Below are 22874 nucleotides of genomic sequence, written 5' to 3'. Positions count from 1 at the left end.
CACCGTTCCCGTAGCTCAGGCGCCGAACGCGCGGGTGAACCGCACGTCGCCCTCGGCCATGTCCCGCATGTCGCTGACGCCGTGCCGGACCATCACGGTCCGGTCGATGCCCATGCCGAACGCGAATCCGGAGTAGACCTCCGGGTCGATCCCGCAGGCGCGCAGCACCCGCGGGTTGACCATGCCGCAGCCGCCCCACTCGACCCACTGCGGCCCGTCCCGGTGCTCCGGGAACCAGACGTCGAACTCGGCCGACGGCTCGGTGAACGGGAAGTAGTGCGGACGCCAGCGCGTCTTCGCGCCCTCGCCGAACATGGCGCGCGCGAAGTGGTCGAGCGTGCCGCGCAGGTGCGCCATGGTGATGCCCTTGTCCACCACCAGGCCCTCGACCTGGTGGAAGACCGGCGCGTGGGTGGCGTCCAGCTCGTCGGTGCGGTAGACCCGGCCGGGCACCACCACGTAGATCGGCGGCTTGCGGCTGAGCATGGTGCGCGCCTGCACCGGCGAGGTGTGGGTGCGCAGCACCAGGCCCGACCCCTGGGGGGCGATGTGGAACGTGTCCATCAGCCCGCGCGCCGGGTGGTCGGCCGGGATGTTGAGCGCGTCGAAGTTGGTCCACTCCAACTCGACCTCGGGCCCCTCGGCCACCTCGTAGCCCATGCCGATGAACAGGTCGCTGATCTGCTCCATCAGCACGGTCAGCGGGTGGCGGGCGCCGCGCGGCCGGCGGTCGTGGGGCAGGGTCACGTCGACCCGCTCCTCGACCAGCACCCGCTCGGCCTGCGCGCGGTCCAGGATCTCCTGGCGGGCGGCGTACGCGGACTCGATGGCCCGGCGGGCCTCGTTGACCCGCTTGCCGGCGTCGGACTTCGCGGCCGGCGGCAGCGCGCCGATCTCCCGGCGGGCCAGCGACACCGGGGACCGGTCCCCCAGATGCGCCGGGCGCAGCGCGGTCAACGCGTCCGGGTCGGTGGCGGCGGCGAACGCCTTCTCGGCGTCGGCCACGGCCCCGGCCAGGGCGTCCGGGTCGAGCAGGGCGACCTGCTTCGGGTCGTACGGATCGTTGCGGTAACTCATGGTGAACGGGCACTCCCTCAAGGGCGGCGCCGGCCCGACTACAGGCGGCCAGGCGAGTCTACGGACGCGCGGCTTCGCCGCAGCCCGCCGGTGGGAGTCGTGCAGGGGGAAGGGTCAGACCTGCCGCCCGCCGACACCGGCGGGCTGGCTAAACGAGCGCCGTGGCGCGTTCCTCACGAGGTGGACTCCCCTGCGGTGTGCCGCGTGGCCCTGGGGGCACGCAGTGCTCTGGCCGAAGAATACAGGCAGACGGCCGCCGCCGCAGCCAGATTGAGACTCTCGGCGCGCCCGTGCAGCGGCACCCGGACCCGGGCGTCGGCGACCGCGGTCAACTCCTCGGGCAGGCCGTGCGCCTCCGAGCCGAACAACCACGCGGTGGGCGCGGCGAGCCGGCCGGCGTCCGCGAGGTCGTCGAGGTCGCTGTCGCCGTACCCGGTGGTGGCCAGGATCGTCAGACCGGCGGCCCGCAGCGCCGCGACGGCCGCGAGCGGGTCGGCGGCGCGCACCACGTCGACGTGGAACAGGCTGCCGGCGGACGCCCGCACGCACTTGCCGTTGTACGGGTCGACCGCCTCGCCGGCGAAGACCACCGCGCCGGCGCCGGCCGCGTCCGCGGTCCGCAGCACCGTCCCGGCGTTGCCCGGGTCACGGATCCCGGCGAGCACCGCGACCAGGCGCGGCCCGCCCGCGACGGCCTCGGCCAGCGGCACGTCGAGGTGCCGGCAGACCGCCACCAGGCCCTGCGGGGCCACGGTCTCGGTGAGCGCGGCGAGGGCCTCGTCGGTGACCTCGGAGACCGGCACGTCGGCGCGGGCGGCGACGGCGGCGAGGTCGGCGTGCCGGTCCAGCGCGGTCGGGGTGCCGAACAGTTCGACCACCGTGCCGGCGCGGGCGAGCGCCTCGCGGACGGCCTGCGGCCCCTCGGCGAGGAAGCGGCCGGCCTGCTCGCGGTCGCGCCGGCGGTGCAGCCGGCGGGCCGCCACGACCCTCGGGGTACGCGGGGTGAACGGGCCGGAGACGGCGTCGAGGCGTCTCCCAGGCGACGGTGACTGCATGGGAGACGCCTCGATCTGCCGTACGGGTGGGTCAGGCGGCCTGGGCCGCGGCGCCACCGGTGCCCTCGGCCGCCACGGCGGCGCGGGCCAGCTCGACGATCGCCGCGAACGCGGCGGCGTCGTTGACGGCCAGGTCGGCCAGGATCTTGCGGTCGACCTCGATGCCGGCCAGGCGCATGCCCTGGATCAGCCGGTTGTAGGTCAGGCCGTTGGCCCGGGCGCCGGCGTTGATCCGCTGGATCCAGAGCTGCCGGAAGTCGCCCTTGCGGTCGCGACGGTCCCGGTAGGAGTACTGCATCGAGTGCAGCACCTGCTCCTTGGCCTTGCGGTAGAGCCGGGAGCGCTGACCGCGGTAACCGCTCGCGGTCTCCAGCAGGGTACGACGCTTCTTCTGGGCGTTCACAGCCCGCTTGACGCGTGCCATCTCAACTCCTTCTTCGGTTCAGGTGGCGCGCGTCAGCGGCCGAGCAGCTTCTTGATGCGCTTCACGTCGGCCTTGGCCAGCTCGACGGTGCCGGTCAGCCGGCGGGTCTGGGTGGAGGGCTTCTTCTCCAGCTTGTGGCGGAGGCCGGCCTGCTGGGCAACGATCTTGCCCGAGCCGGTCACCTTGACCCGCTTGCCCGTACCCGTGTGGCTCTTCATCTTCGGCATGTGGAACGTCTCTCCCTGTTACTGGCCGCTGGTGTCAGCGGTCGGGCCGGTCTCACCGGCTGCTGCGGTCTCGCCGGCCGCCGGGGTCTCGCCACCTGCCGGGGCTGCCGACTCCTCCGCGCCCCGGTCGCGGGGCCCACCGCGGGACGCCGTGGCGGCGACCGCGGAGGCCTTGACGGCCCGGTGCGGAGCGAGAACCATGATCATGTTTCGGCCGTCCTGCTTCGGGGCGGCCTCGACGTATCCCAGGTCCGTGATCTCGGACTCGAGCCGGCGCAGGAGCCGGTAACCCAGCTCCGGGCGGCTCTGCTCGCGACCGCGGAACATGATCGTCACCTTGACCTTGTCGCCCGCCTTGAGGAACCGCACCACGTGACCCTTCTTGGTCTCGTAGTCGTGCGGGTCGATCTTCGGCCGGAGCTTCATTTCCTTGATGACGGTCTGCTGCTGGTTACGCCGCGCTTCGCGCGCCTTGAGTGCGCTCTCGTACTTGAACTTGCCGAAGTCCATGAGCTTGCACACCGGCGGGCGCGCCATCGGCGCAACCTCGACCAGGTCCAGGTCGACGTCCGCGGCCAGCTGCAGGGCGCGCTCCAGCGGGACGATGCCCACCTGCTCACCCTCAGGGCCGACCAGTCGGACCTCACGTGCCCGGATCTGCTCGTTCACGCGTGGTTCGACGCTGATGGGGCCTCCTCGAGTCGAGTGTCCTACGGTGCCGACTCCGTGGGCTCCCGGGCGGGAGCCGACCCGGAAAGCAGAAGGCCCCGGCGTATGCCAGGGCCCACTCGACCGGTCGGCACGATCACAGGATCGCGCATCCGGGATCGGGACGTGCCCGAAACCGGGGACCGGACCCGGACACCTGGACGGCGACTCGGGTGGGAGCGGGCGCTCCGCTTCAGCGACCGCCCGCACGTCAGGGACGGGGGCAGTCTGGTCGACCCCGCAACACTACACCCTCGACCCAGGCCCACCCAAACCGGGCCCGCAGGTCAGCGGGGCGCGGACTGCCCGGCGGCCAGCGTGGCCAGGTGCGCCTGGTGCAGGCGGCGCAGCGCGCGGACCGCCTCGACCGCGCTCTCCTTGTCGGCGGCCTGGAGCGCCACCATCGGCAGCAGGTCGTCGTCGTGCAGCTCCAGGCTGGCCCACGGGGCGCCCCGGTCGAACCGGACCCCGCGGATCACCTCCCACGGCAGCTCGTAGGAGCCGACCACGTTGCGCACCCGGACGCCCTTGGCGTCGGCGACCACGCGGGGACGGGTGAACAGCAGGAAGCCGAGCGCGCCGAAGACGCCCAGGCCGATCATGGCGAACTGGTCGCCGCGCTGGAACGAGCCGTAACCGTCGCCGGTCGCGCCGGTCAGGGACGTCGCGACGAGGCTGAACACCACCAGCAGCGTGACGGCCGCCGCCCAGCAGACCACCCGGACGCGGCGGGGCCGCACGGTCACCACGGAATCGCTCACCCGACCAGTCTGCCATCCGGCTCGCGCTCGCGTTCGGCCGCCACACGGGCCGGACCGCGCCGCCGGACGCCCGCCACCAGCAGCGCCAGCAGCGTGAGCACGGCACCGGCCAGCACCGGCAGCCGGACGCCGGGGCCGTCGGGCAGCGCCAGATCCAGCAGCAGCGCGCCGCCGAGCTGCCCGGCCACCAGCGCCAGGCCGGTCCGCAGCACCCCGGCGGCCCGCACCCCGACCAGCAGCGCGAGCACGATGCCGACACCGAACAGGCCGCCCGTGTAGAGCCACCACTCGGTCGGCCAGCGCGGCGGGCCGGCGAACGCGCCGACCAGCAGCGCCACCGCGCCGATCACCGACGTGCTGACCACGAAGTTGACCGCGAGCCCGGCGGCCGGCCCGACCCCGGCCGCGATCCGCCCGTTGAGCGCGGACTGGAACGCCACCGCCAACCCGCCCACCACGGAGAGCAGCACCAGACCGATCGCCAGGTCCCCCACCGGCCGGCCGAGCTGCGCGAGCGCCACCGCGCCGATGCCGAGCAGCGCGCCGGCCACCCGGGGCGCGGTGAGCCGCAGCCGGCCGGCCGCGGCCAGCCCGGCCCGGTCCACGGCCAGGCCGCCGAGGCTGCCGCCGGCCACCTGGGCGATGGTGAACACGGCCACCCCGAGCACCGGCACCACCACCGGGGCGGTCAGCACGATCACCGCGCCGCCCACCCCGCCCAGGTACGACCACCAGGGCAGGCCGGCCCGGCGCAGCGCGGCCAGCCCGGTCCGCATCGACGGCACCACCGCCAACCCGACCAGCACGACCAGGCAGCCGACCACGTTGTTCGCCACCGCGCCGAGCACCGGGTCGCCGGTCCGCTCCCCCAACTCGGCGTTGACCACGCCCTGGGCGGCCGAGGCCACCCCGGCCAGCACGACGACGGTCAACGCGGCCGGGAGCGGCAGCGGCCTCACAGCCGGCAGGCGTGGATGTTGGTGACCAGGATCGCCCGGGCGCCCAGCTCGTACAGCTCGTCCATGATCCGGTGGACGTCGTCGCGGAGCACCATCGCCTGCACCGCGACCCAGCCCTCCCGGTGCAGCGGCGAGACGGTCGGCGACTCGATGCCCGGGGTGAGCGAGCTGGCCCGGTCGAGCAGCCCGGCCGGCACGTCGTAGGCGAGCATCACGTAGCGGCGGGCGACCAGCACGCCGTGCAGCCGGCGTTCGAGCTGCTCCTGCTGGGCGCTGCCGGACGCGCCGGCCCGCCGCACCAGCACCGCCGAGGAACGCAGCAGCGGCTCGCCGAACACCACCAGGCCGGCCTGGCGCAGCGTGGCGCCGGTCTCCACCACGTCGGCGACCACGTCGGCCACGCCGAGGCGGATGGCGTTCTCCACCGCCCCGTCGAGCCGGATCACCTCGGCCTTGACGTCCAGCTCGGCCAGGTGCCGCTCGACCAGACCCGGGTACGCGGTGGCGATCCGGTGCCCGCCGAGCTGCTGGACGGAGGCGACGTCGTCGGGGCGGGCGGCGAACCGGAAGGTGGCCCGCCCGAAGTTGAGGTCCAGCACCTCCTCGGCCGGCGCGCCGGAGTCGATCAGCAGGTCCCGCCCGGTGATGCCGACGTCCAGGTCGCCGGAGCCGACGTAGGTGGCGATGTCCTTGGGGCGCAGGTAGAAGAACTCGATGTCGTTGGGCTCGTCCCGGCAGACCAGGTCCTTCGGGTCGGTGCGCTGGCGGTAGCCCGCCTCGCGCAGCATCCCGGCGGCCGACTCGGCCAGGGCGCCCTTGTTGGGTACGGCGACACGCAGCATGGGAGTGCTCCTTCGTTCGATCGGATGATCAGCGGACGGGCACTCACAGATGTCGGTAGACGTCCTTCAGCTCCAGGCCGGTGGCCAGCATCAGCACCTGCGCCTGGTAGAGCAGCTGGGAGATCTCCTCGGCGGCCCGTTCCGGACCCTCGTGCTCGGCCGCCATCCACGACTCGGCCGCCTCCTCGACGACCTTCTTGCCGATGAAGTGCACGCCCTTGGCGAGCGCGTCGACCGTGCCCGAGCCCGGGGTGCCGGCGGCGGCCTTGGCCTGCAGCTCGGCGAACAACTCCTCGAACGTCTTCACGGAACGCGATTCTTCCAGCCGTCCCCGGGAAGCACGCGCACCGGGTCCGCCCGCGTCGCCTGGCTCTCACCCCTGACCGTCCGGCAGGACCCGATGGTGGCCCACCCCGCCGGCCCGTCCGGGTTGATGTCCGGGTCCCCACCGGACGGCTGACGGGCGACGCGTTCGCGGCTCCCGACGACGTCGGTCCGAGCCGGTGCTGGGGCAGGCCCATGCGGGCCTTGGTGGCGGGCCGGATGACGCGGGCGGTCTGCTACGAACTTGATGGCACGGACGAGTCACCGGGGGCGGTGAACAGCGGCAGCGGCCGAAGCGCCCACCCGGCGGCGGGGCCGGGGTTTCCCGGGCCAAGGCCCGAGGCCCGGCCCGAGGCCCGGGCCCCGAGTCCCGGCCCGAGGCCCGGGCCCCGGCCCGAGGCCCAAGGCCCGAGGCGGCCTCGGGCGACTCATCCACGCCATCAAGTTCGTAGCCTGAGCGGTGCGCCAGGTCGGACGCCGGCCCGCCACCGAGCGCGGTCAGGCGGTCAGGCGAAGCCCACGCGATGGGCGTTGGCGGCGTCCAGGGCGCGGATGGCCAGGGCGGCGTCCAGCGCGGCCACGGTGGCGGCCCAGCCCTTGTCCTCGGCCGAGCCGGGCAGCCCGGCCCGGTCCCGAGCCTGGTCGATGGTGTCCACCGTGAGCACCCCGTGTGCCACCGGCTTGCCCTCGTCCAGGGCCACCCGGGTCAGGCCCTCGGTGACGGACTGGCAGACGTAGTCGAAGTGGGCGGTCGCGCCGCGTACCACCACGCCGAGCGCGACCACCACGTCGTGGCGGCGGGCCATCGCCTGCGCCACCACCGGCAGCTCCACCGAGCCGGCCACCCGGGCCACCACGGCCCGCGCGCCGCACGCCTGCGCGGCGGCCACCGCGCGCTCCACCATGTGATCGGTCAGCTCGCCGTGCCAGCGCGCGGCCACCACGCCGACGGTCAGCCCGGCGGCGTCCACCGCGGTGACGCCCGGCTCCCCGAAACCCGCCATCGTCCCTACGCTCCGATCTCGTCACCGGCGACCGGGCGGCCCATCGGCGCCTCGGTCACCTCGTCCAGCCCGTCCAGCAGGTGGCCCATCCGGTCCCGCTTGGTGCGCAGGTAGCGCACGTTCTCCGGGTTCGACGACACGGGCAGCCCCTCCCGGCCGGTCACGGTCAGGCCGTACCCCTCCAGGCCGGCCCGCTTGGCCGGGTTGTTGGTCAGCAGCCGCATCGAGCGGACGCCGAGGTCGTAGAGGATCTGCGCGCCGGTGCCGTAGTCCCGCGCGTCGGCCGGCAGCCCCAGGTCGAGGTTCGCGTCCACGGTGTCACGCCCCTGGTCCTGCAACTGGTACGCCTGGAGCTTGTGCAGCAGGCCGATGCCGCGCCCCTCGTGCCCGCGCACGTAGAGCACCACCCCGCGGCCCTCCCGGGCGACCCGGGCCAGCGCGGCCTGCAACTGCGGGCCGCAGTCGCAGCGCAGCGAGCCGAACACGTCCCCGGTGAGGCACTCGGAGTGCACCCGGACCAGCACGTCCCGGCCGTCGCCGAGGTCGCCGAAGACCAGCGCGACGTGCTCGGCCGGGTCGTGCTCGGCCCGGTAGCCGAGCGCCGTGAAGACGCCGTACGGCGTGGGCATCCGCGCCTCGGCGGCCAGCTCCACCTGCTTCTCGGTCCGCCGCCGGTACGCGATCAGGTCGGCGATGGTGATCAGCGTCAGCCCGTGCTCGGCGCAGAACTTCTCCAGGTCCGGCACGCGCATCATGGTGCCGTCGTCGTTGACCAGCTCGCAGAGCACCCCGGCCGGACGCAACCCGGCCAGCCGGGTCAGGTCCACCGCCGCCTCGGTGTGCCCGGGCCGGCGCAGCACCCCGCCGGCGCGGGCGCGCAGCGGCACCACGTGGCCGGGGCGGGCCAGGTCGGTCGGGTCGGTGCCGGCGTCGGCGAGCAGCCGGATGGTGTGCGACCGGTCGGCGGCCGAGATGCCGGTGCTGACACCCTCGCGGGCGTCCACCGTCACCGTGTACGCGGTGCCGCGCCGGTCCTGGTTGGTGTGGTGCATCGGCGGCAGGTCCAGCCGGTCGCACTCGGCTTCGGTCAACGGCACGCAGATGTAGCCCGAGGTGTGGCGGACCATGAACGCGACCAGCTCCGGGGTGGCCAGCTCGGCCGCGAAGATCAGGTCACCCTCGTTCTCCCGGCCCTCGTCGTCGACCACGACCACCGGCCGGCCGGCGGCGACGTCCGCCACCGCCTGCTCGATCGAACCGAAGCTGCTCATGCCACGACCTCCGAGTACGTCGCCGGGATCCGGGTCCGCGTGACGGTCCGCGACGTGCGCCACCAGGCGTAGAAGCCGGCCGCGCAGAACGCGCCGTAGACCAGGTACATGGCGGCCGACGGGTAGAAGCCACCGCGCAGCAGCAGCGGCACGCCGACCGCGTCGACGGCGATCCAGACCAGCCAGAACTCCACCCAGCCACGGGCCATGCCGTACGTGGCGAGCAGGCTGCCGACCAGGATCCAGGCGTCCGGCAGCGGCCCCCACGAGCCGAGCGCGGCCAGCACCGGATAGGCGGCGGCGGTGCCCACGGCGGCGGCGACGAGCAGGGCCAGCCGTTCCCGGCGGGTCGCCCAGCGCGGCACCACGGCCGGCTCCGCGCCGTCGCCGGACCGGCGGTTGCGCGACCAGCGCCACCAGCCGTAGACGCTCACCGCGAAGAAGAAGACCTGCCGGCCGGCCTGGCCGTAGAGGTCGTGCGCCTGCGGGGTGGCGAAGACGCCACCGAGGAACACGGTGAACAGCAGCCCGTTGCCGATCATGCCGACCGGCCAGGCCCAGACCACCCGGCGCAGCCCGAGCAGCGCCGAGACGAGCCCGAAGACGTTGCCGACGATCTCCCGGACCAGCACCGGCGAGCCGACGACGTGCACCTGGGCGTCGAGCAGCCAGCCGAGCGGGCCGGTCACCGGGCACCGCCCAGCAGTCGCTCGACGTACTTGGCCAGCACGTCCACCTCCAGGTTGACCGGGTCGCCGACCTGTCTGCCGCCGAGCACGGTGAGTTTGAGCGTGGTGGGGATCAGGCCGACCGAGAACCAGTCGTCGCCCACCTCCGCGACGGTCAGCGACACGCCGTCGACGGTGATCGAGCCCTTCTCCACCACGTAGCGGGCCAGCTCGGCGGGCAGCCGGAACCGGACCGTCTCCCACTGCGCGGCCGGCTCCCGGCCGATGACCTCGCCGACGCCGTCGACGTGCCCCTGCACCAGGTGCCCGCCGAGCCGGCTGTTCAGCGCGGCGGCCCGTTCCAGGTTGACCGCGTCGCCGGGGCGCAGCGCCCCGAGCGCGGTGCGACGCAGCGTCTCACCCATCACGTCGGCGGTGAAGATGCCGCCGTCGACGTCGACCACGGTCAGGCAGACCCCGTTGACCGCGATGGAGTCGCCGTGCCGGGCGTCCGAGGTGACGAGCGGGCCGCGGATGGCGACCAGCGCCGAGTCGTCGCCGGTCTCGGTGCTCCGGACGATCTCGCCCAGCTCCTCGACGATGCCGGTGAACATGTCAGGCCTCCCTCTTCCGGGGCAGCGCGGTGATCCGCAGGTCGGGACCGACCTGCGTAACGTCGGTGATCTCCAGGTCGACGGCGTCGGCGATGGACGTCACGCCGGCGTGGCCCAGCGCGGTCGGGCCGGCGCCGAGCAGCTTCGGCGCGACGTAGCCGACGATCTTGTCGATCAGGCCGGCGGCGAGGAACGCGCCGGCCAGCGTGGGACCGCCCTCCAGCAGTGCGGCCCGCACGCCGCGGTGGTGCAGCTCAGCCAGGAGCGCCGCCAGGTCGACCCGGCCGTCCGGGCCGGCCCCGACCTCCGCGGCGGTGGCCACCCAGGTCCGGGCCGCGCCGTCGCGGACCCGGGCGTCGACCGGGGTACGCCCCGAGCTGTCCACCACCACCCGCAGCGGCTGCCGGATGGCGAGCGTGCCGTCGCGCAGGTTGCGGGCGGTGAGCCGGGGGTCGTCGGTGAGCACGGTGCCCACCCCGGCGAGCACCGCGTCGACGGTGCCGCGCAGCGCGTGCACGTCGGTGCGGGCCGCCTCCGAGGTGATCCACATGCTGGTGCCGTCGGCAGCGGCGGAGCGCCCGTCGAGCGTGGCCGCGTACTTCCAGATCAGGTACGGCCAGCCGCGGCGCATCGAGGTGAGCCAGGCGACGTTGCCGGCCTCGGCCTCCTCGGCGCGTACCCCGAACGCGACCTGGACCCCGGCGGCGCGCAGCGTGGCCGCGCCGCCGGAGGCCACCGGGTTCGGGTCGGGCACGGCGATCACCACGCGGGTGACGCCGGCGGCGATGAGCGCGTGGCTGCACGGGCCGGTGCGACCGGTGTGGTCGCACGGTTCCAGCGTGACCACCGCGGTGCCGCCACGGGCCCGGGTGCCGGCCTGCGCCAGCGCGACGATCTCGGCGTGCGGTCCGCCGGCGTACGCGTGGAAGCCCTCGCCGACGACCTCGCCGTCGGGATCGAGCAGCACGCAGCCGACGACCGGGTTGGGGCTGGTGGTGCCGAGGCCGCGGGCGGCCAGCGCGACGGCGCGACGCATCGCCTCGTCGACGGAGACGCTCGCCATGGCCCGCCCTGCCCTTCCGCTCGCCGGTCACGCGCGGGCGGGGTGGGGAGCGACGGCACGAGGGCCGCGGACACGCGGCGGCGGAGAACCCGGGGACGGCGTCGGCCGACCCCGGGGAGCCCACGGGCGCGGCTGAGGGTGCTCAGCGGCCGGCAGGGCCTCCCCCGTTCCGCGCGCTGTCTCCCATCCGGACTTTCTGGGGAGCGGACGAGCCGCACCCCAACCGTCGGCCCCGGATTCTCACCAGGTCCACCGTCCGGCCGAAGCCGTCCGGGTCGCGGGCTTACCACGGTCGGACCGTGGATCACCGCCGGTTCGGAATTTCACCGAGCCCCGCCAGCGCGTGGTGGGTACTCCGGAAGTCTTACACGTTCCACGGCGGCGCGCGCCATCCAGGCGAGCTACCTCACAACAGACCGCACGATCACGTAACTCCGCGGCGGCGGTCGACCGCGACGTACGACCCGGGTTGACTCTTGGCCACCGTCTTCATCTCCGAGGCCACGGCGATGGCCTCCAGCGGATCGGTGAACCGCTTGCCGCTGTCGGACAGCGACACCCCGATGGAGAGCGTGACCAGCGCGGCCCGGCGGATGTTGCCCCGCCGGTCCTTCAGCTCGACGAAGCCGCGTTCCCGGTCGCTGGGGTCGTAGAGCGTGTCGGCGGCGTTCTCGAAGTCGACCACCGCCCGGCTGGTCAGCGGCCGGACCTGGGTCGGGGCGCAGACGATGACGAAGTCGTCGCCGCCGACGTGGCCGAGGAAGGCCGGCGGCAGCCCGATCGACACCACCGCGCGGTGCAGGCTGCGGGCCAGCGCGGAGATGAACTCGTCGCCCCGGACGAAGCCGTAGCGGTCGTTGACGCTCTTGAACCGGTCGATGTCGACGTAGCCGACGGCGTAGTCCACGCCGCTGCGCACCCGGTCACTGATCTCCCGCCGGATGCGGCTGTTGCCGGGCAGGCCGGTCAGCGGGGAGACCTCCCGGAACTCCTTGTTGCGACGCAGCGTGGAGCTGACCCGGGCGACCAGCTCGGCGGTGTCGAACGGCTTGACCAGGTAGTCGTCCGCGCCGGCGCTGAGGCCGTTGACCTTGTCGGAGGTCATCCCCTTGGCGGTCAGCATGATCACCGGCAGGGCCGAGGTCATCGGGTCGGCGCGCAGCCGGCGGGTCAGTTCCAGCCCGTCCACGCGGGGCATCATGAGGTCGACCACGGCCAGGTCCGGCCGTTGCCGCTCGATCACCTCCAGCGCCTCCTGGCCGTCGGCGGCGTGCAGCACCTCGAAGCCGTGCAGGCGCAGGTTGAACTCGACGAAGCGGGCGATGTCCTCGTCGTCGTCGACGACCAGGATGACGTCGGGTCGGTCGCCGGCCGTGTCCATCTCAGGCCCCGGTCATCGCACGTTCCGCCAGGCCCCGCAGGCGGCGTACCGCCTCGGCCGGGTCGTCGGCGCCGTAGACCGCGGTGCCGGCGACGAACGCGTCGGCGCCGGCGGCGGCGGCCTGCTCGATGGTGTCCGCGGCGATGCCGCCGTCGACCTCGATGCGCAGCTCCAGGTGGCCGCTGTCGACGTGGCGGCGGGCGGCGCGCACCTTGTCCAGCAGCGCCGGCAGGAACCGTTGGCCGCCGAAGCCGGCCTTGATCGTCATGATCAGCAGCGTGTCGAAGCTGGGCAGCAGGTCCAGGTACGGCTCGATCGGGGTGTCCCGGTCGATCGCCAGCCCCGCCTTGGCCCCGGCCGAGCGCAGGTCCTTGGCCAACGCCACCGGGTCGTCGCACGCCTCGGCGTGGAACGTCACGTTGTACGCGCCGGCGTCGGCGTACCCGGGGGCCCAGCGGCGCGGATCCTCGATCATGAGGTGCACGTCGAACGGGATCTCGGTGACGGCGCGCAGGCTCTGCACCACCGGCAGGCCGATGGTCAGGTTGGGCACGAAGTGGTTGTCCATGACGTCCACGTGCAGCCAGTCGGCGGCGGACTCCACGGCGCGGACCTCGTCGGCGAGGCGGGCGAAATCGGCGGCCAGGATGCTGGGCGCGACGACGGGCGGCGGTACGGTCACGGGGCCAGTGTACGAACGCGGTCATCCCCCGGCTGCGGCGCGGCACCACGAAGGACCTACGGTGACCCTCCCGTCACTTTCGGTGCAGAATTCCGCCGTCCGGGGCGGAAATCGACACGAATAGTCGCCGGTGACTGGCCGATCGATTGAAAGATGACGAAACTCCTACAGGGACGGTCACATATGCTGCACGCCCGGGCGCGGGGGACGCCGCACGGGCCGCGGCGACCGGTTGCCATCTCTCCGGCGAAGGAGCGGACGATGCGACGGTGGCTCCACGCCCTCACGCTGGCCGGCGCCGTGACGGCGGTGCTCGCCGGCTGCGCCCCGACGCACCGGGCCGACGGGGACCTCGTCGACGACTGGGCGGCGCTGCCGGCGCCCCAACTGTTCGTCCCGGCCACCGACGCCTGTCTGCCGCGGCTCACCGCGGTGGTGCAGGCGGCCACGTACGAGACGGTGGACTGCGCCGGCAGCCACCTGGCCGAGGCGGTGCACGTCGGCACGTTCACCGACTCGGCCGCCGAGGGCGCCCGCCCCGAACCCGGCTCCCCGGAGCTGCGCGGCGCCCGGGCCGAGTGCGACCAGCGGGCCCGGGAAATGATCGGCGGGGACTGGCACGCCGCCCGGCTCACCCTGAACATCGCGCTGCCACCGGCGACCGCCTGGATGGCCGGCGCGCGCTGGTTCCGCTGCGACCTGGCCGAGACCGACAGCATCGACAACACCCGGCCGGTCAACCGGGTGGGCAGCCTGCGCGGCGCGCTGGTCGGCGACAATCCGCTGGTGCACCGCTGCTTCGACCCGAAGCTGATCGGCGCGAACCTCAACTACATGGCCCCGGTGCTGTGCACCGAACCGCACCGGGCCGAGTTCGTCGGCGTCTACTCCGAACGCGACATGAGCTGGGCGGAGTTCGCCCGGCGCGCGCCGGCCGCGCACCGCCGCTGCATGACGCTGATCGCCGCGTTCGCCAACGTGCCGGACAATGCCGAGCTTCCGTACCGGGCCGGGTCCATCTTCTACCCGCCGTCGCAGCGGGAGTGGGAGGAGGGCGACCGGGGGGTGCGCTGTTTCCTGTGGAGTGACGACCGCAAACTGACCCGTTCGATGCGGGGCGCCGGCCCGGAGGGACTACCGGTCATCTGACCGCCGTTCCGCCGGGAGCCGGCCGCCTCGTGCGACCGGCCGCCGGCCCGGTTGCCGTATGCTGCGTCGCCGAGGCGTACCGGTCGGCCGGGCGGCTCCGGACGGCGGGAGGTCGGGCGCGATGCGGCGATGGTGGGCGGCGGTCGCCGCGGGCGCGGTGGCGGTGCTGGCGGTCGGCGGGTGCAGCGCGCCGGCCGGGGTGGACCGCGACCTCACCGACGAGTGGCCGGCCTTCGCCGCCCCGGTCGGCTTCGTGCCCGCGGCCGACGTCTGCCACCCGACCGTCGCCGACGTCGGCTACCTCAGCGGCTACCAGCCGGTCGACTGCGCCGCCTCGCACCGCGCCGAGACGCTGCACGTGGGCACGCTGGGCGGCCCGGACGCCGGTCGCTCCGCGCCGCCGCGCGCCGGCTCGGCCGGCATCCGCTCCGCGCACGCCGACTGTGCCCGGCAGGTCACCCGGGCCGTCGGCGCGGACTGGCGGTCCGGGCGGTTGCAGCTCTCCGTGGTCTTCCCGTCCGCGCTGGCCTGGTCCGGCGGGGCCCGCTGGTACCGCTGCGACGTCGCCGAGGTGACCGACCTGGACGAGGGCAACGTGGCCGCCCGCACCGGCAGCCTGCGCGGCGCGCTCAAGCCCGGCTCACCGCTGGCGCTGGGCTGCTTCAACCCCAGGCTGGGCAAGGACGAGGTGCAGGCCATGCGGCCGGTGGCCTGCACCGCGAAGCACCACGCCGAGTTCGTCGGGATCTACCAGGCGCCCGACATCAGCTACGCCGAGTTCCAGCGCACCTCGCTGCGGGCGCACAAGGCGTGCCGGGGGCTGATCGCGACGTACGCCAAGGTGCCGAACGACGGGAAGATGCAGTACCGGGCCGGCACCATCGTCTACCACCCGTACGAGCAGCAGTGGCGTGACGGCGACCGGGGTGTGCAGTGCTTCCTCTGGGTCTCCGACCGGACGCTGACCCGCTCGGTGCGGGGCGCCGGCGGTTCGGCGCTGCCGATCACCTGAGCCGCGGGCGGGGCGGGCGTCGGCCCACCCCGCCCCACGCGCTCAGCCGACCTGGAGCGTCACGTCGTCGACGACGAAGCTGGTCTGGAGCGAGGCGTCCTCGACGCCGGTCCACTTGAGCGTCACCGTCTGGCCGGCGTACCCGGCGAGGTTGAAGCTGCGCTGGGTGTAGCCGGTGGCCTTGTTCAGGTTCGAGTAGGTCGCCAGCGTGGTGGAGCCGACCTGCACGGTCAGCTTGTCGTACGCGGTCGATCCGGTGGTCTCGGCCGAGTCGATGTGCAGCCAGAACGCCAGCGTGTAGCTGGTGCAGCCGGTCGGCAGCGTCACCGACTGGGAGAGCGTGTCGGTGTGCGAGGAGCCGTACCCGTTCAGCCACGCCTTGTACGACCCGGTCCGGGCCGCCTGGCCGGAGTCGTTGGTGATCACGCCGGAACTGGTCGTCCACGGCGTGGTGCCGGACTCGAAGCTGCTGTTGCCGATGAGCTGCCCGGCGGTGCAGCCGCCGCTGCCGCCGGTCACCGTGATCGTGTAGCTGGCGGTGCGGGTGGCCGAGCCGGTGCCGGTGACGGTGAGCGTGAACGTGCCGGTGGTCGCCGTGGACGAGGCGCTGACCGTCATGGTGGCGGAGCCGCCGGAGGTGACCGACGACGGGCTGAAGCCGACCGTGACGCCGCTCGGGGCGCCGCTGGCCGACAACGTCACCGTCTGGGCGCTGCCGCTGGTGGTGGCGGTGCTGACGGTGGCGGTGGTGGAGCCGCCCCGGGCGACGCTGCCGGAGGTGGGGCTGACCGCGACGGAGAAGTCGTTGGCCGGGGTGCCGCCGCCGACCGCGAGCGCCCAGATCGCGTACGCCACGCCGTCGGCGCTGCGGTTGAGCACCGTCGTGTTGATGTTGCTGGTGGTGTCGCAGGAGCGGTGGTAGCAGCCGTCGTACGCCGCGCCGGAGGTGCCGCCCCACTTGGCGGCCTGGGCGGCGGTCTTGGTGTAGCTGGCGCCGGCCGCGTAGCCGGAGGTCTGGATGCCGGCGTTGGCGAACGAGTAGTCGTCCGAGCGGCCCTGCCCCTCGGTGTTCTCCTCCGGCTGGATGCCGAACGAGTCCCAGTACGCCTTCAGCGGCGCCGCGGTGGCCGAGGTGATCCGGTTGATGAAGTAGCCGCCGTTGGGCGAGCCCACCATGTCGAAGTTGTAGTAGCCCTTGATGTAGCCCCGCTGGGTGGTGCTGAGCTGGTTGACGTAGTGCTTCGAGCCCTGGAGGCCCTGCTCCTCGCCGTTCCACCAGGCGAACCGGACCCGCTTGGTCATGGTCGGGTTCTGCGCGGCCAGCACCAGTGCGTTCTCCAGCAGCGTGGCCGAGCCGGAGCCGTTGTCGTTGATGCCCGGGCCGGCGGAGACGCTGTCCAGGTGCGCGCCGAACATGACGACCTGGTCGGTCGGGCCCTGCGGCCACTCGGCGATCAGGTTGCTGCCCGGGTACGTGCAGGTGGTGCAGTTCTGCTCGGTGACCGTGTAGCCGGCGGCCTGGAGCTTGCCCTTGACGTAGCTGACCGAGGCGGCGTAGCCGGCCGAGCCGGCCCGACGGTTGCCGCCGTTGCTGCTGGCGATGGAGTTGAGCTGGGTGAGGTGGGCCTGGACGTTGGTCAGCGAGACGTCCGGTGCGGCGAGCGCGGCGACGGCCGGGGCGGGGGCGGCCGGAGCGGGTGCGGCGGAGGCGGAGGCGGTGCCGGCCAGGCTCGCCGTCGTCAGGGTGGCGACGAGGGCGAGCGCGAGGCTCGTGGTCGGCGTACTGCGTCTCATGGAGACTCCTCGTGGGGGTCGTGCGGGCGGGGGTGACGGCCGAGGACCGGTGATCGGAACAGTTACATGCATCGATCACTTAGTCAACGGCCCGTCACATCCCACCACCCCCCTCCCCCGCCCGAGATGCACCCGACGCGGGGTCTCCCCACCCTCACCCCCGCCGTCTCCCCCCGCTGATTCACGGAAAGAGTGGGCATGGCGCGCGAAATGCCACCACTTTCCGTGAATCAGCACCGGGAAACGGGGGGAGGGGGTGGGGTGGGCGCGGGTCAGCCGCGGCGGAGCACCGCCAGGAACATGGCGTCGGTGCCGTGCCGGTGCGGCCAGAGCTGCACCGTCGGGCCGTCACCCAGGCCGGGCATGCCGGCCGGCAGCAGCGGGCGGGCGTCCACGAAGTCGACCGGGAAACCGCACCGCCGGGACGCCTCGGTCACCGTCACGTGCGTCTCCACCACGTGCGGCGAGCAGGTCACGTACGCCACCACGCCGCCCGGACGGACCGCGCGCAGCGCGGCGGTGAGCAGCTCGCGCTGCAACCGGGTCAGCGGCGGCAGGTCCGCCGGCTGCCGGCGCCAGCGGGACTCCGGCCGGCGACGCAACGCCCCCAGGCCGGTGCACGGCGCGTCCACCAGCACCCGGTCGAAGTGCCCCTCCGGCAGCTTCGGGTCACCGCCGACGTCCCGCCCGTCGAGGTGCAGCACCGTGACCGGCAGGCCCCGGGTCGCCTGCTCGACCAGCCGGGCCCGGTGCTCCGCCACCTCGACCGCGGTCAGCCGCGCCCCGCGCTGCGCGGCCAGCGCGCCGAGCAGGCCGGACTTGCCGCCCGGACCGGCGCACAGGTCCAGCCAACGGCCGTCCGGGCCGTCCACCGGCGCGTTCGCCAGGGCGTCCGCCACCAGTTGGGAGCCCTCGTCCTGCACGTGGGCCCGCCCGTCGACCACCGCCGCCAGGTCACCCGGCGCGCCGCCGGGCAGGTAGACCGCGTACGGCGAGAACGCGCCGGGCGCGCCGCCGACCTCGTCGGCCAGCGCCACCGCGTCGGCCCGCCCCGGCCGGGCGCACAGGTGCACCGGCGGGCGCTCGTTGTCCTCGATCAGCAGCCGGGTGGTCTCCCCCAGATCACCGCCGAGCGCCTCGGCGAACGACCGCACGATCCACTGCGGATGGCTGTACGCCAGCGCGAGATGGCCGATCGGATCGACGCCCTCGGCCGGGGCGAGCTTCGCCACCCAGGCGTCGGCGTCCCGGCCGGCGATCTCCCGCAGCACCGCGTTGGCGAACCCGGTCGCGCCCGGCCCCACCATGCGGACCAGGTCCACCGTGGACGACACCGCGGCGTGCGCCGGCACCCGGGTGTGCAGCAACTGGTACGCCCCGAGCCGCAGCGCGTCCCGCACCGGCGGGTCGATCCGCTGCACGTCCCGGCCGGCCGCGTCGGTGACGATCGCGTCCAACGTGCCGATGTGCCGCAGCGTGCCGTAGGTCAGCTCGGTGGCGAACGCGGCGTCCCGCCCGCTCAGCCCCGCCTCGCGCAGCATCGCCGGGAGCACCAGGTTGGCGTACGCGTCGTCGCGGTGCACGGCCGCCAGCGCCTCGTACGCGACGTGCCGGGGCAGGTCCACGGTCGGCCGGACCGGACGCTGCCCGCCCCGCCGGTCGGCGCCGCCCCGGTACGGCCGGTCACCGCCGCGACCCGGGCCACGCGGCCGGTCGCCGGCCCCGCGGTCGTACCCCCGCGGGCGCTCACCCTCGACGGGCCGCTCCGGGCCCGAGGGCCCCGTCACGCGGAGCCACCCTTCGTTCGCGACTGCGGGGCTCGCAACACCGGCTCACTCCTCGCACTCACGCCGAGCCACCCTTCGTTCGCGACTGCGGGGCTCGCAACACCGGCTCACTCCTCGCGCTCACGCCGAGCCACCCTTCGTTCGCGACTGCGGGGCTCGCAACACCGGCTCACTCCTCGCGCTCACGCGAACACCTCACCCGTGGCGACCCGGACGCCGCGCGCCCAGTCGCCGGCCGACATGGCCTTCTTGCCGGCCGCGCGCACCTCGCCGAGCCGCACCGGCCCGGTCGCGGTGCCCACCAGCACCTGGGACTTCTCCACCAGCAGCTCGCCCGGCTTCAGCTCGGGGCCGTTCGCCAGCGGGGTGACCGGGCCGAGCTTGACCCGGTCGTCACGGAACGTGGTCCACGGGCCGGGCGCCGGCGTGCAGGCCCGCACCCGCCGGTCCACCGCGAACGCCGGGTCGGTCCAGCGGACCCGGGCGTCGTCCACGGTCAGCTTCGGCGCCAGCGAGACCCCGTCGGCCGGCTGCGGCTCGGCCCGGGCGGTGCCGGCGCCGATCGCGTCCAGCACCGCGACCAGCAGCCCCGCGCCGGACCGGGCCAGCCGCTCCAGCAGGTCGCCGGACGTGTCGACGGGCCGGATCTCGTCGGTGACCGTGCCGAAGACCGGCCCGGTGTCCAGCCCTGCCTCCAGCTGGAACACGCTGGCCCCGGTCAGCTCGTCGCCGTGCAGCACGGCGTGCTGCACCGGAGCCGCGCCCCGCCAGGCGGGCAGCAGCGAGAAGTGCAGGTTGATCCAGCCGTGCCGGGGGATCTCCAGGGCCACCGGCGGCACCAGCGCGCCGTAGGCGACCACGGGCACGCAGTCCGGCGCGAGCGCGCGCAGCCGGTCGAGGAACTCCGGCTCGCGCGGCCGGGCCGGGGTGAGCACCTCCACGCCGTGCGCGTCGGCCCACGCGCCGACCGGCGAGCGGTGCAGCCCCCGACCCCGGCCGGCCGGGGCGTCGGGGCGGGTGACCACGGCGAGCAGCTCGTGGCCGGAGGCGGCGATCGCGTCCAGGGCCGGTACGGCGACCGCCGGCGTGCCGGCGAAGACCAGGCGCATCCCGGTCACCGTCCCAGGCCGAACGGGTTGCTGACGGGGTGCGGGCTGAGCTTGACCGTGGGCGGGGCGCCCTGGTCGTACCAGTCGGCCTGACGGATCGCCTTCATGGCCTCCTTGCGGCCGGCCGCGTCGAGCCGGTCGACGAAGAGCACCCCGTCGAGGTGGTCGGTCTCGTGCTGCACGCAGCGGGCCATCAGGCCGGTGCCGACGATCTGCATCGGGTCACCGTGGGCGCTGAAGCCCTTGGCGATCACGTTCTGCCGGCGCTTCGTGTCGAAGTAGAGCCCGGGGATGGAGAGGCAGCCCTCGGGGCCGTCCTGCTCCTCCTCGTCGGGGAACTCCAGCACCGGATTGACCAGGTGGCCGAGCATGTCGTCGACGTCGAAGGTGAACACCCGCAGGCTCACTCCGAGCTGCGGCGCGGCCAGGCCGGCGCCGTTCTGCTCACGCATCGTGTCGGTCAGGTCGGCGACCAGCTTGCGCAGCTCGGCGTCGAAGTCGACCACCGGGTCGGCCGGCGTGCGCAGCACCGGATCGCCGAACAGACGGATGGGCTGAACGGTCACGCGGCGGGGCTCCTTGTCTGGGACGGGTGGTGCGCCCCCAGTCTACGGAGTCGGCCCGGCCGCCCCCGGCGGCGGACCGGCAACGGTGACCGGGACCGCCTCCCGCCCCGGCGCGACCGGCAGCGTGGCGAAGCCGCGCAGGGTGAGCCGGACCCGCCGTTCGGGCCGGCCGGCCAGGGCCAGCTCGGGCAGCCGGCGCAGCAGCAGCGGGAACGCCACCTGCGCCTCCAGCCGGGCCAGCGCCGCGCCGAGGCAGTAGTGCGGCCCGGCGCCGAAGGACAGCGGATGGACCTGCGGGCGCCAGGGGTCGAAGCGGGCCGGCTCGGGGAACCGGCCGGGGTCCCGGTTCGCCGCGCCGAGCATCACGATGATCCAGCTCTCCGGCGGCAGGTCGACGCCGCCGTGCCGGGACGGCGCGGTGCTCATCCGGGAGGTGAGCTGCACCGGCGAGTCGTAGCGCAGCAGCTCGTCGACGTGACCGGGGGCGAACTCCGGGTGCTCGCGCAGCGCCGCCGCCGCGGCCGGGTGGCCCAGCAGCGCCACCAGGCCGTTGCCGAGCAGGTTGGTGGTGGTCTCGAAGCCGGCCACCAGCAGCACGATCAGGTTGGCCAGCAGCTCGTCGCCCGACAGCCGCTCGCCGTCGGCGTCGTGCGCCTGCACCAGCGCGGTGGTCAGGTCGTCGGCGGGGACCCGGCGGCGGGCCGCGACCAGCTCGGAGAAGTAGGCGCGCAGCTCCGCCGCGCCCCGGTCGGCGACGGCCAGCTCGTCCGGGGTGATCTCCGGCTCCAGCACGCCGGTCAGGTCGGTGGCCCAGCGCCGGAACAGCGGCCGGTCCGCCGCCGGCACGCCGAGCAGCGCGCAGATCACCCCCACCGGCAACGGGTACGCGAACGCGGCCATGAAGTCGACAGGCGCCCCGCCCCGCCCGGCGGCCAGCATGGCGTCGATCAGCGCGTCCGCCTGCGCCTCGACCACACCGCGCATGGCGGCGATCCGGCGCGGGGTGAACGCGCCGGCGGCCAGCCGCCGCATCCGGCTGTGGTCGGGCGGGTTGGTGCGCAGCATCGACCGGGAGATCGACAGCACCGCCGGGCTCTCCCGCCAGCCGGGCATGAACTGGTCCCGCAGGGCGTCGTCCATCACCCCGAACCGGGCGTCCCGCAGGATCGCGTCGGCCTCCGCGTACCCGGTCACCACGTAGAAGACCGGGCCGGCCTGGACCACCGGGCCGTGCGCCCGCAGCCGTTCGTACGTCGGGTAGGGATCGACCCGGCCCGCGGGGGACATCAGCAGCGCGAGGGCGTCGGCAGGATCCACGGGCGGCCTCCCAGGCATCGAAGGACCCCATCATCCCCCGGTTCGCCCGGTTCGGGCGACCCCGCCGGTCAGGCGCCGGCGCCCGGCTCCCCGGCCAGCACCGGGCCGCCGCCCAGCAGCGCGTGCTCGGGCAGCGGCAGCGCGATGCCGTGCGCGTCCTCCCAGTCGTGGATCAGGGCCGGCCGGGCCTGCGCGGCGAAGAAGTCGACGGCGCTCAGCCCGCCGACCACCGGCTCGTCGACCTCGGCGACCAGCCGGGCCGGGACCATCGGGAGGCCGCCGCGCACCGCGGCGCTGAGCCGCCGGTGCCCGTCGACCACGAAGAAGTACTCACCGGTGTAGCCGATGCTCAGCGGCTCCACCGCCTCGTCGCCGGCCGGCTCCGCGTCCCAGAGACCGCGCAGCGTGGCGACGTCCTCGGTCGGGTAGACCCGGGTCGGGTCGAGCAGCAGCAGCGGCTGGCCGGCACGCAGCACGTCGGCGCCGAGCCGGCCCTCGTACACGTCGACGACGTGCGCGATCACCTGCTCCGGCGTGGCCCGGGTGGTGTCGCAGACCAGGTCGTAGTTGCGCAGCCGGGCCTTGTCGACGCCGTACCGGACGATGAAGCGGTTGCGCTCGCTCTCGCTGCGTTCCCGCAGCTTGGCCCGGGCCTCCTCCAGCGAGGTGTAGCTCTCCGCCGGGCCGGACGGGCGGGCCAGCACCCGCCGGGCCGCCTCGGTCGGCTCGGTGATCATGTGCACCTTGAGCGCGTCGGTGAAGAAGTGCCAGGCCAGGCGGGAGTCCATGACCAGCGACTCGCCGGAGGCGGCGATGTCCCGCTGGAGCTGGTCGACGTAGCCGTCGACCGCCTGGTCCAGCTCGGCGTGCAGGTTGAGCTGGAGCGCGGTCATCTGCCGCTCCTGCGCCATCTGCCGGTAGAGGTCGCCGACGCTGACCCGGCGCAGCCCCAGCCGCTTGGCGATCTCGACGGAAACGGTGCTCTTGCCGCTGCCGAGATCACCGTTGAAGACGATCGACTGACGAACGGTCACGACTGGTCCACCCCTGCTCACCGGCTGACTGACGACATCGAATCCG

At 74.1% G+C, this 22874-nt stretch carries 24 protein-coding genes and 1 riboswitch; of the genes, 2 read left to right on the top strand and 22 right to left on the bottom strand.

What is annotated here, in order from left to right; genetic code table 11:
• Nucleotides 1-15 precede the first annotated feature (15 nt).
• From pheS to rpe, 16 genes are all read right to left on the bottom strand, one after another.
• Nucleotides 16-1077: a phenylalanine--tRNA ligase subunit alpha gene (gene pheS, locus OG767_RS13070; protein WP_405093639.1), complete on the bottom strand. Its 1062-nt coding sequence runs from the start codon at nucleotides 1075-1077 to the stop codon at nucleotides 16-18.
• A gap of 173 nt (nucleotides 1078-1250) precedes the next feature.
• On the bottom strand, nucleotides 1251-2132 hold the full coding sequence (locus OG767_RS13065) for a TrmH family RNA methyltransferase (protein WP_405093638.1): 882 nt from the start codon (nucleotides 2130-2132) through the stop codon (nucleotides 1251-1253).
• A 31-nt stretch (nucleotides 2133-2163) separates the two neighbouring features.
• Nucleotides 2164-2556, bottom strand: coding sequence for a 50S ribosomal protein L20 (gene rplT, locus OG767_RS13060; protein ID WP_222957518.1), 393 nt, complete (start codon nucleotides 2554-2556; stop codon nucleotides 2164-2166).
• Between the two features lie 32 nt (nucleotides 2557-2588).
• Nucleotides 2589-2783, bottom strand: a complete 195-nt coding sequence (gene rpmI / locus OG767_RS13055) for a 50S ribosomal protein L35 (protein WP_107160101.1) — start codon at nucleotides 2781-2783, stop codon at nucleotides 2589-2591.
• 18 nt (nucleotides 2784-2801) lie between these two features.
• On the bottom strand, nucleotides 2802-3452 hold the full coding sequence (gene infC, locus OG767_RS13050) for a translation initiation factor IF-3 (RefSeq protein WP_405093637.1): 651 nt from the start codon (nucleotides 3450-3452) through the stop codon (nucleotides 2802-2804).
• A gap of 326 nt (nucleotides 3453-3778) precedes the next feature.
• The gene (locus OG767_RS13045) at nucleotides 3779-4252 is read right to left on the bottom strand and encodes a PH domain-containing protein (protein ID WP_405093636.1); all 474 of its coding nucleotides are present in this window, start codon (nucleotides 4250-4252) and stop codon (nucleotides 3779-3781) included.
• A complete protein-coding gene (locus OG767_RS13040; protein WP_405093635.1) occupies nucleotides 4249-5211 on the bottom strand; it encodes a DMT family transporter in 963 nt (320 codons plus the stop codon). The genes OG767_RS13045 and OG767_RS13040 overlap by 4 nt, the downstream gene beginning before the upstream one ends.
• On the bottom strand, nucleotides 5208-6053 hold the full coding sequence (gene hisG / locus OG767_RS13035) for an ATP phosphoribosyltransferase (protein WP_405093634.1): 846 nt from the start codon (nucleotides 6051-6053) through the stop codon (nucleotides 5208-5210). Before hisG ends, OG767_RS13040 begins: the two co-directional genes overlap by 4 nt.
• Nucleotides 6054-6096: 43 nt before the next feature.
• On the bottom strand, nucleotides 6097-6378 hold the full coding sequence (locus tag OG767_RS13030) for a phosphoribosyl-ATP diphosphatase (RefSeq protein ID WP_396771233.1): 282 nt from the start codon (nucleotides 6376-6378) through the stop codon (nucleotides 6097-6099).
• A 505-nt stretch (nucleotides 6379-6883) separates the two neighbouring features.
• The gene (gene ribH, locus OG767_RS13025; protein WP_405093633.1) at nucleotides 6884-7381 is read right to left on the bottom strand and encodes a 6,7-dimethyl-8-ribityllumazine synthase; all 498 of its coding nucleotides are present in this window, start codon (nucleotides 7379-7381) and stop codon (nucleotides 6884-6886) included.
• Between the two features lie 5 nt (nucleotides 7382-7386).
• A complete protein-coding gene (locus OG767_RS13020; protein WP_405093632.1) occupies nucleotides 7387-8652 on the bottom strand; it encodes a bifunctional 3,4-dihydroxy-2-butanone-4-phosphate synthase/GTP cyclohydrolase II in 1266 nt (421 codons plus the stop codon).
• On the bottom strand, nucleotides 8649-9341 hold the full coding sequence (gene pnuC, locus OG767_RS13015; protein ID WP_405093631.1) for a nicotinamide riboside transporter PnuC: 693 nt from the start codon (nucleotides 9339-9341) through the stop codon (nucleotides 8649-8651). The genes OG767_RS13020 and pnuC overlap by 4 nt, the downstream gene beginning before the upstream one ends.
• Nucleotides 9338-9934, bottom strand: a complete 597-nt coding sequence (locus OG767_RS13010) for a riboflavin synthase (protein WP_405093630.1) — start codon at nucleotides 9932-9934, stop codon at nucleotides 9338-9340. The genes pnuC and OG767_RS13010 overlap by 4 nt, the downstream gene beginning before the upstream one ends.
• Nucleotide 9935: 1 nt before the next feature.
• On the bottom strand, nucleotides 9936-10997 hold the full coding sequence (ribD, locus tag OG767_RS13005) for a bifunctional diaminohydroxyphosphoribosylaminopyrimidine deaminase/5-amino-6-(5-phosphoribosylamino)uracil reductase RibD (RefSeq protein WP_405093629.1): 1062 nt from the start codon (nucleotides 10995-10997) through the stop codon (nucleotides 9936-9938).
• Between the two features lie 171 nt (nucleotides 10998-11168).
• Nucleotides 11169-11342, bottom strand: a riboswitch (FMN riboswitch).
• Nucleotides 11343-11421: 79 nt separating this feature from the next.
• The gene (locus tag OG767_RS13000) at nucleotides 11422-12378 is read right to left on the bottom strand and encodes a response regulator (protein ID WP_405093628.1); all 957 of its coding nucleotides are present in this window, start codon (nucleotides 12376-12378) and stop codon (nucleotides 11422-11424) included.
• A 1-nt stretch (nucleotide 12379) separates the two neighbouring features.
• Entirely contained in the window at nucleotides 12380-13060 is a 681-nt protein-coding gene (rpe, locus tag OG767_RS12995) for a ribulose-phosphate 3-epimerase (RefSeq protein WP_107160083.1), read from the bottom strand.
• A gap of 261 nt (nucleotides 13061-13321) precedes the next feature.
• Between rpe and OG767_RS12990 the strand changes: the two genes are divergently transcribed.
• Nucleotides 13322-14209, top strand: a complete 888-nt coding sequence (locus OG767_RS12990; RefSeq protein ID WP_405093627.1) for a septum formation family protein — start codon at nucleotides 13322-13324, stop codon at nucleotides 14207-14209.
• Nucleotides 14210-14330: 121 nt separating this feature from the next.
• On the top strand, nucleotides 14331-15221 hold the full coding sequence (locus OG767_RS12985; RefSeq protein ID WP_405093626.1) for a septum formation family protein: 891 nt from the start codon (nucleotides 14331-14333) through the stop codon (nucleotides 15219-15221).
• 42 nt (nucleotides 15222-15263) lie between these two features.
• On the opposite strand, the gene OG767_RS12980 is transcribed toward OG767_RS12985, so the two are convergent.
• From OG767_RS12980 to OG767_RS12955, 6 genes are all read right to left on the bottom strand, one after another.
• A complete protein-coding gene (locus tag OG767_RS12980) occupies nucleotides 15264-17015 on the bottom strand; it encodes a M28 family metallopeptidase (protein WP_405093625.1) in 1752 nt (583 codons plus the stop codon).
• Nucleotides 17016-17287: 272 nt separating this feature from the next.
• Complete coding sequence (locus tag OG767_RS12975; RefSeq protein WP_405093624.1) at nucleotides 17288-18802, bottom strand: RsmB/NOP family class I SAM-dependent RNA methyltransferase; 1515 nt, start codon at nucleotides 18800-18802, stop codon at nucleotides 17288-17290.
• Between the two features lie 182 nt (nucleotides 18803-18984).
• Nucleotides 18985-19911 (bottom strand): methionyl-tRNA formyltransferase, encoded by a 927-nt coding sequence (gene fmt, locus OG767_RS12970; protein ID WP_405093623.1) that lies wholly within the window; start codon nucleotides 19909-19911, stop codon nucleotides 18985-18987.
• A gap of 5 nt (nucleotides 19912-19916) precedes the next feature.
• Nucleotides 19917-20477 carry a peptide deformylase gene (gene def / locus OG767_RS12965; protein WP_107160071.1) on the bottom strand — a complete coding sequence of 187 codons (561 nt, stop codon included), beginning with the start codon at nucleotides 20475-20477 and terminating at the stop codon, nucleotides 19917-19919.
• A gap of 42 nt (nucleotides 20478-20519) precedes the next feature.
• Entirely contained in the window at nucleotides 20520-21812 is a 1293-nt protein-coding gene (locus OG767_RS12960) for a cytochrome P450 (protein ID WP_405093622.1), read from the bottom strand.
• A gap of 50 nt (nucleotides 21813-21862) precedes the next feature.
• Entirely contained in the window at nucleotides 21863-22828 is a 966-nt protein-coding gene (locus tag OG767_RS12955; RefSeq protein WP_405093621.1) for an AAA family ATPase, read from the bottom strand.
• Nucleotides 22829-22874: the final 46 nt, after the last annotated feature.

Source organism: Micromonospora sp. NBC_01392, assembly GCF_045040125.1.
In the GTDB taxonomy this organism is placed as follows: domain Bacteria; phylum Actinomycetota; class Actinomycetes; order Mycobacteriales; family Micromonosporaceae; genus Micromonospora.
The sequence above is the reverse complement of the archived record's forward strand: the minus strand, read 5'-3'. Positions and strand labels throughout refer to the sequence as shown.

Bases quoted from the DNA above. Each gene is read 5' to 3' on its own strand.
- OG767_RS12985 (WP_405093626.1), top strand. From the start codon at position 14,331: ATGCGGCGATGGTGGGCGGCGGTCGCCGCGGGCGCGGTGGCGGTGCTG.
- OG767_RS12990 (WP_405093627.1), top strand. From the start codon at position 13,322: ATGCGACGGTGGCTCCACGCCCTCACGCTGGCCGGCGCCGTGACGGCG.
- fmt (WP_405093623.1), bottom strand. From the start codon at position 19,911: ATGCGCCTGGTCTTCGCCGGCACGCCGGCGGTCGCCGTACCGGCCCTG.
- ribD (WP_405093629.1), bottom strand. From the start codon at position 10,997: ATGGCGAGCGTCTCCGTCGACGAGGCGATGCGTCGCGCCGTCGCGCTG.
- rplT (WP_222957518.1), bottom strand. From the start codon at position 2,556: ATGGCACGCGTCAAGCGGGCTGTGAACGCCCAGAAGAAGCGTCGTACC.
- OG767_RS12960 (WP_405093622.1), bottom strand. From the start codon at position 21,812: ATGCCTGGGAGGCCGCCCGTGGATCCTGCCGACGCCCTCGCGCTGCTG.
- pheS (WP_405093639.1), bottom strand. From the start codon at position 1,077: ATGAGTTACCGCAACGATCCGTACGACCCGAAGCAGGTCGCCCTGCTC.
- rpmI (WP_107160101.1), bottom strand. From the start codon at position 2,783: ATGCCGAAGATGAAGAGCCACACGGGTACGGGCAAGCGGGTCAAGGTG.
- OG767_RS12980 (WP_405093625.1), bottom strand. From the start codon at position 17,015: ATGAGACGCAGTACGCCGACCACGAGCCTCGCGCTCGCCCTCGTCGCC.
- OG767_RS13000 (WP_405093628.1), bottom strand. From the start codon at position 12,378: ATGGACACGGCCGGCGACCGACCCGACGTCATCCTGGTCGTCGACGAC.
- OG767_RS13065 (WP_405093638.1), bottom strand. From the start codon at position 2,132: ATGCAGTCACCGTCGCCTGGGAGACGCCTCGACGCCGTCTCCGGCCCG.
- OG767_RS13010 (WP_405093630.1), bottom strand. From the start codon at position 9,934: ATGTTCACCGGCATCGTCGAGGAGCTGGGCGAGATCGTCCGGAGCACC.
- ribH (WP_405093633.1), bottom strand. From the start codon at position 7,381: ATGGCGGGTTTCGGGGAGCCGGGCGTCACCGCGGTGGACGCCGCCGGG.
- OG767_RS13020 (WP_405093632.1), bottom strand. From the start codon at position 8,652: ATGAGCAGCTTCGGTTCGATCGAGCAGGCGGTGGCGGACGTCGCCGCC.
- hisG (WP_405093634.1), bottom strand. From the start codon at position 6,053: ATGCTGCGTGTCGCCGTACCCAACAAGGGCGCCCTGGCCGAGTCGGCC.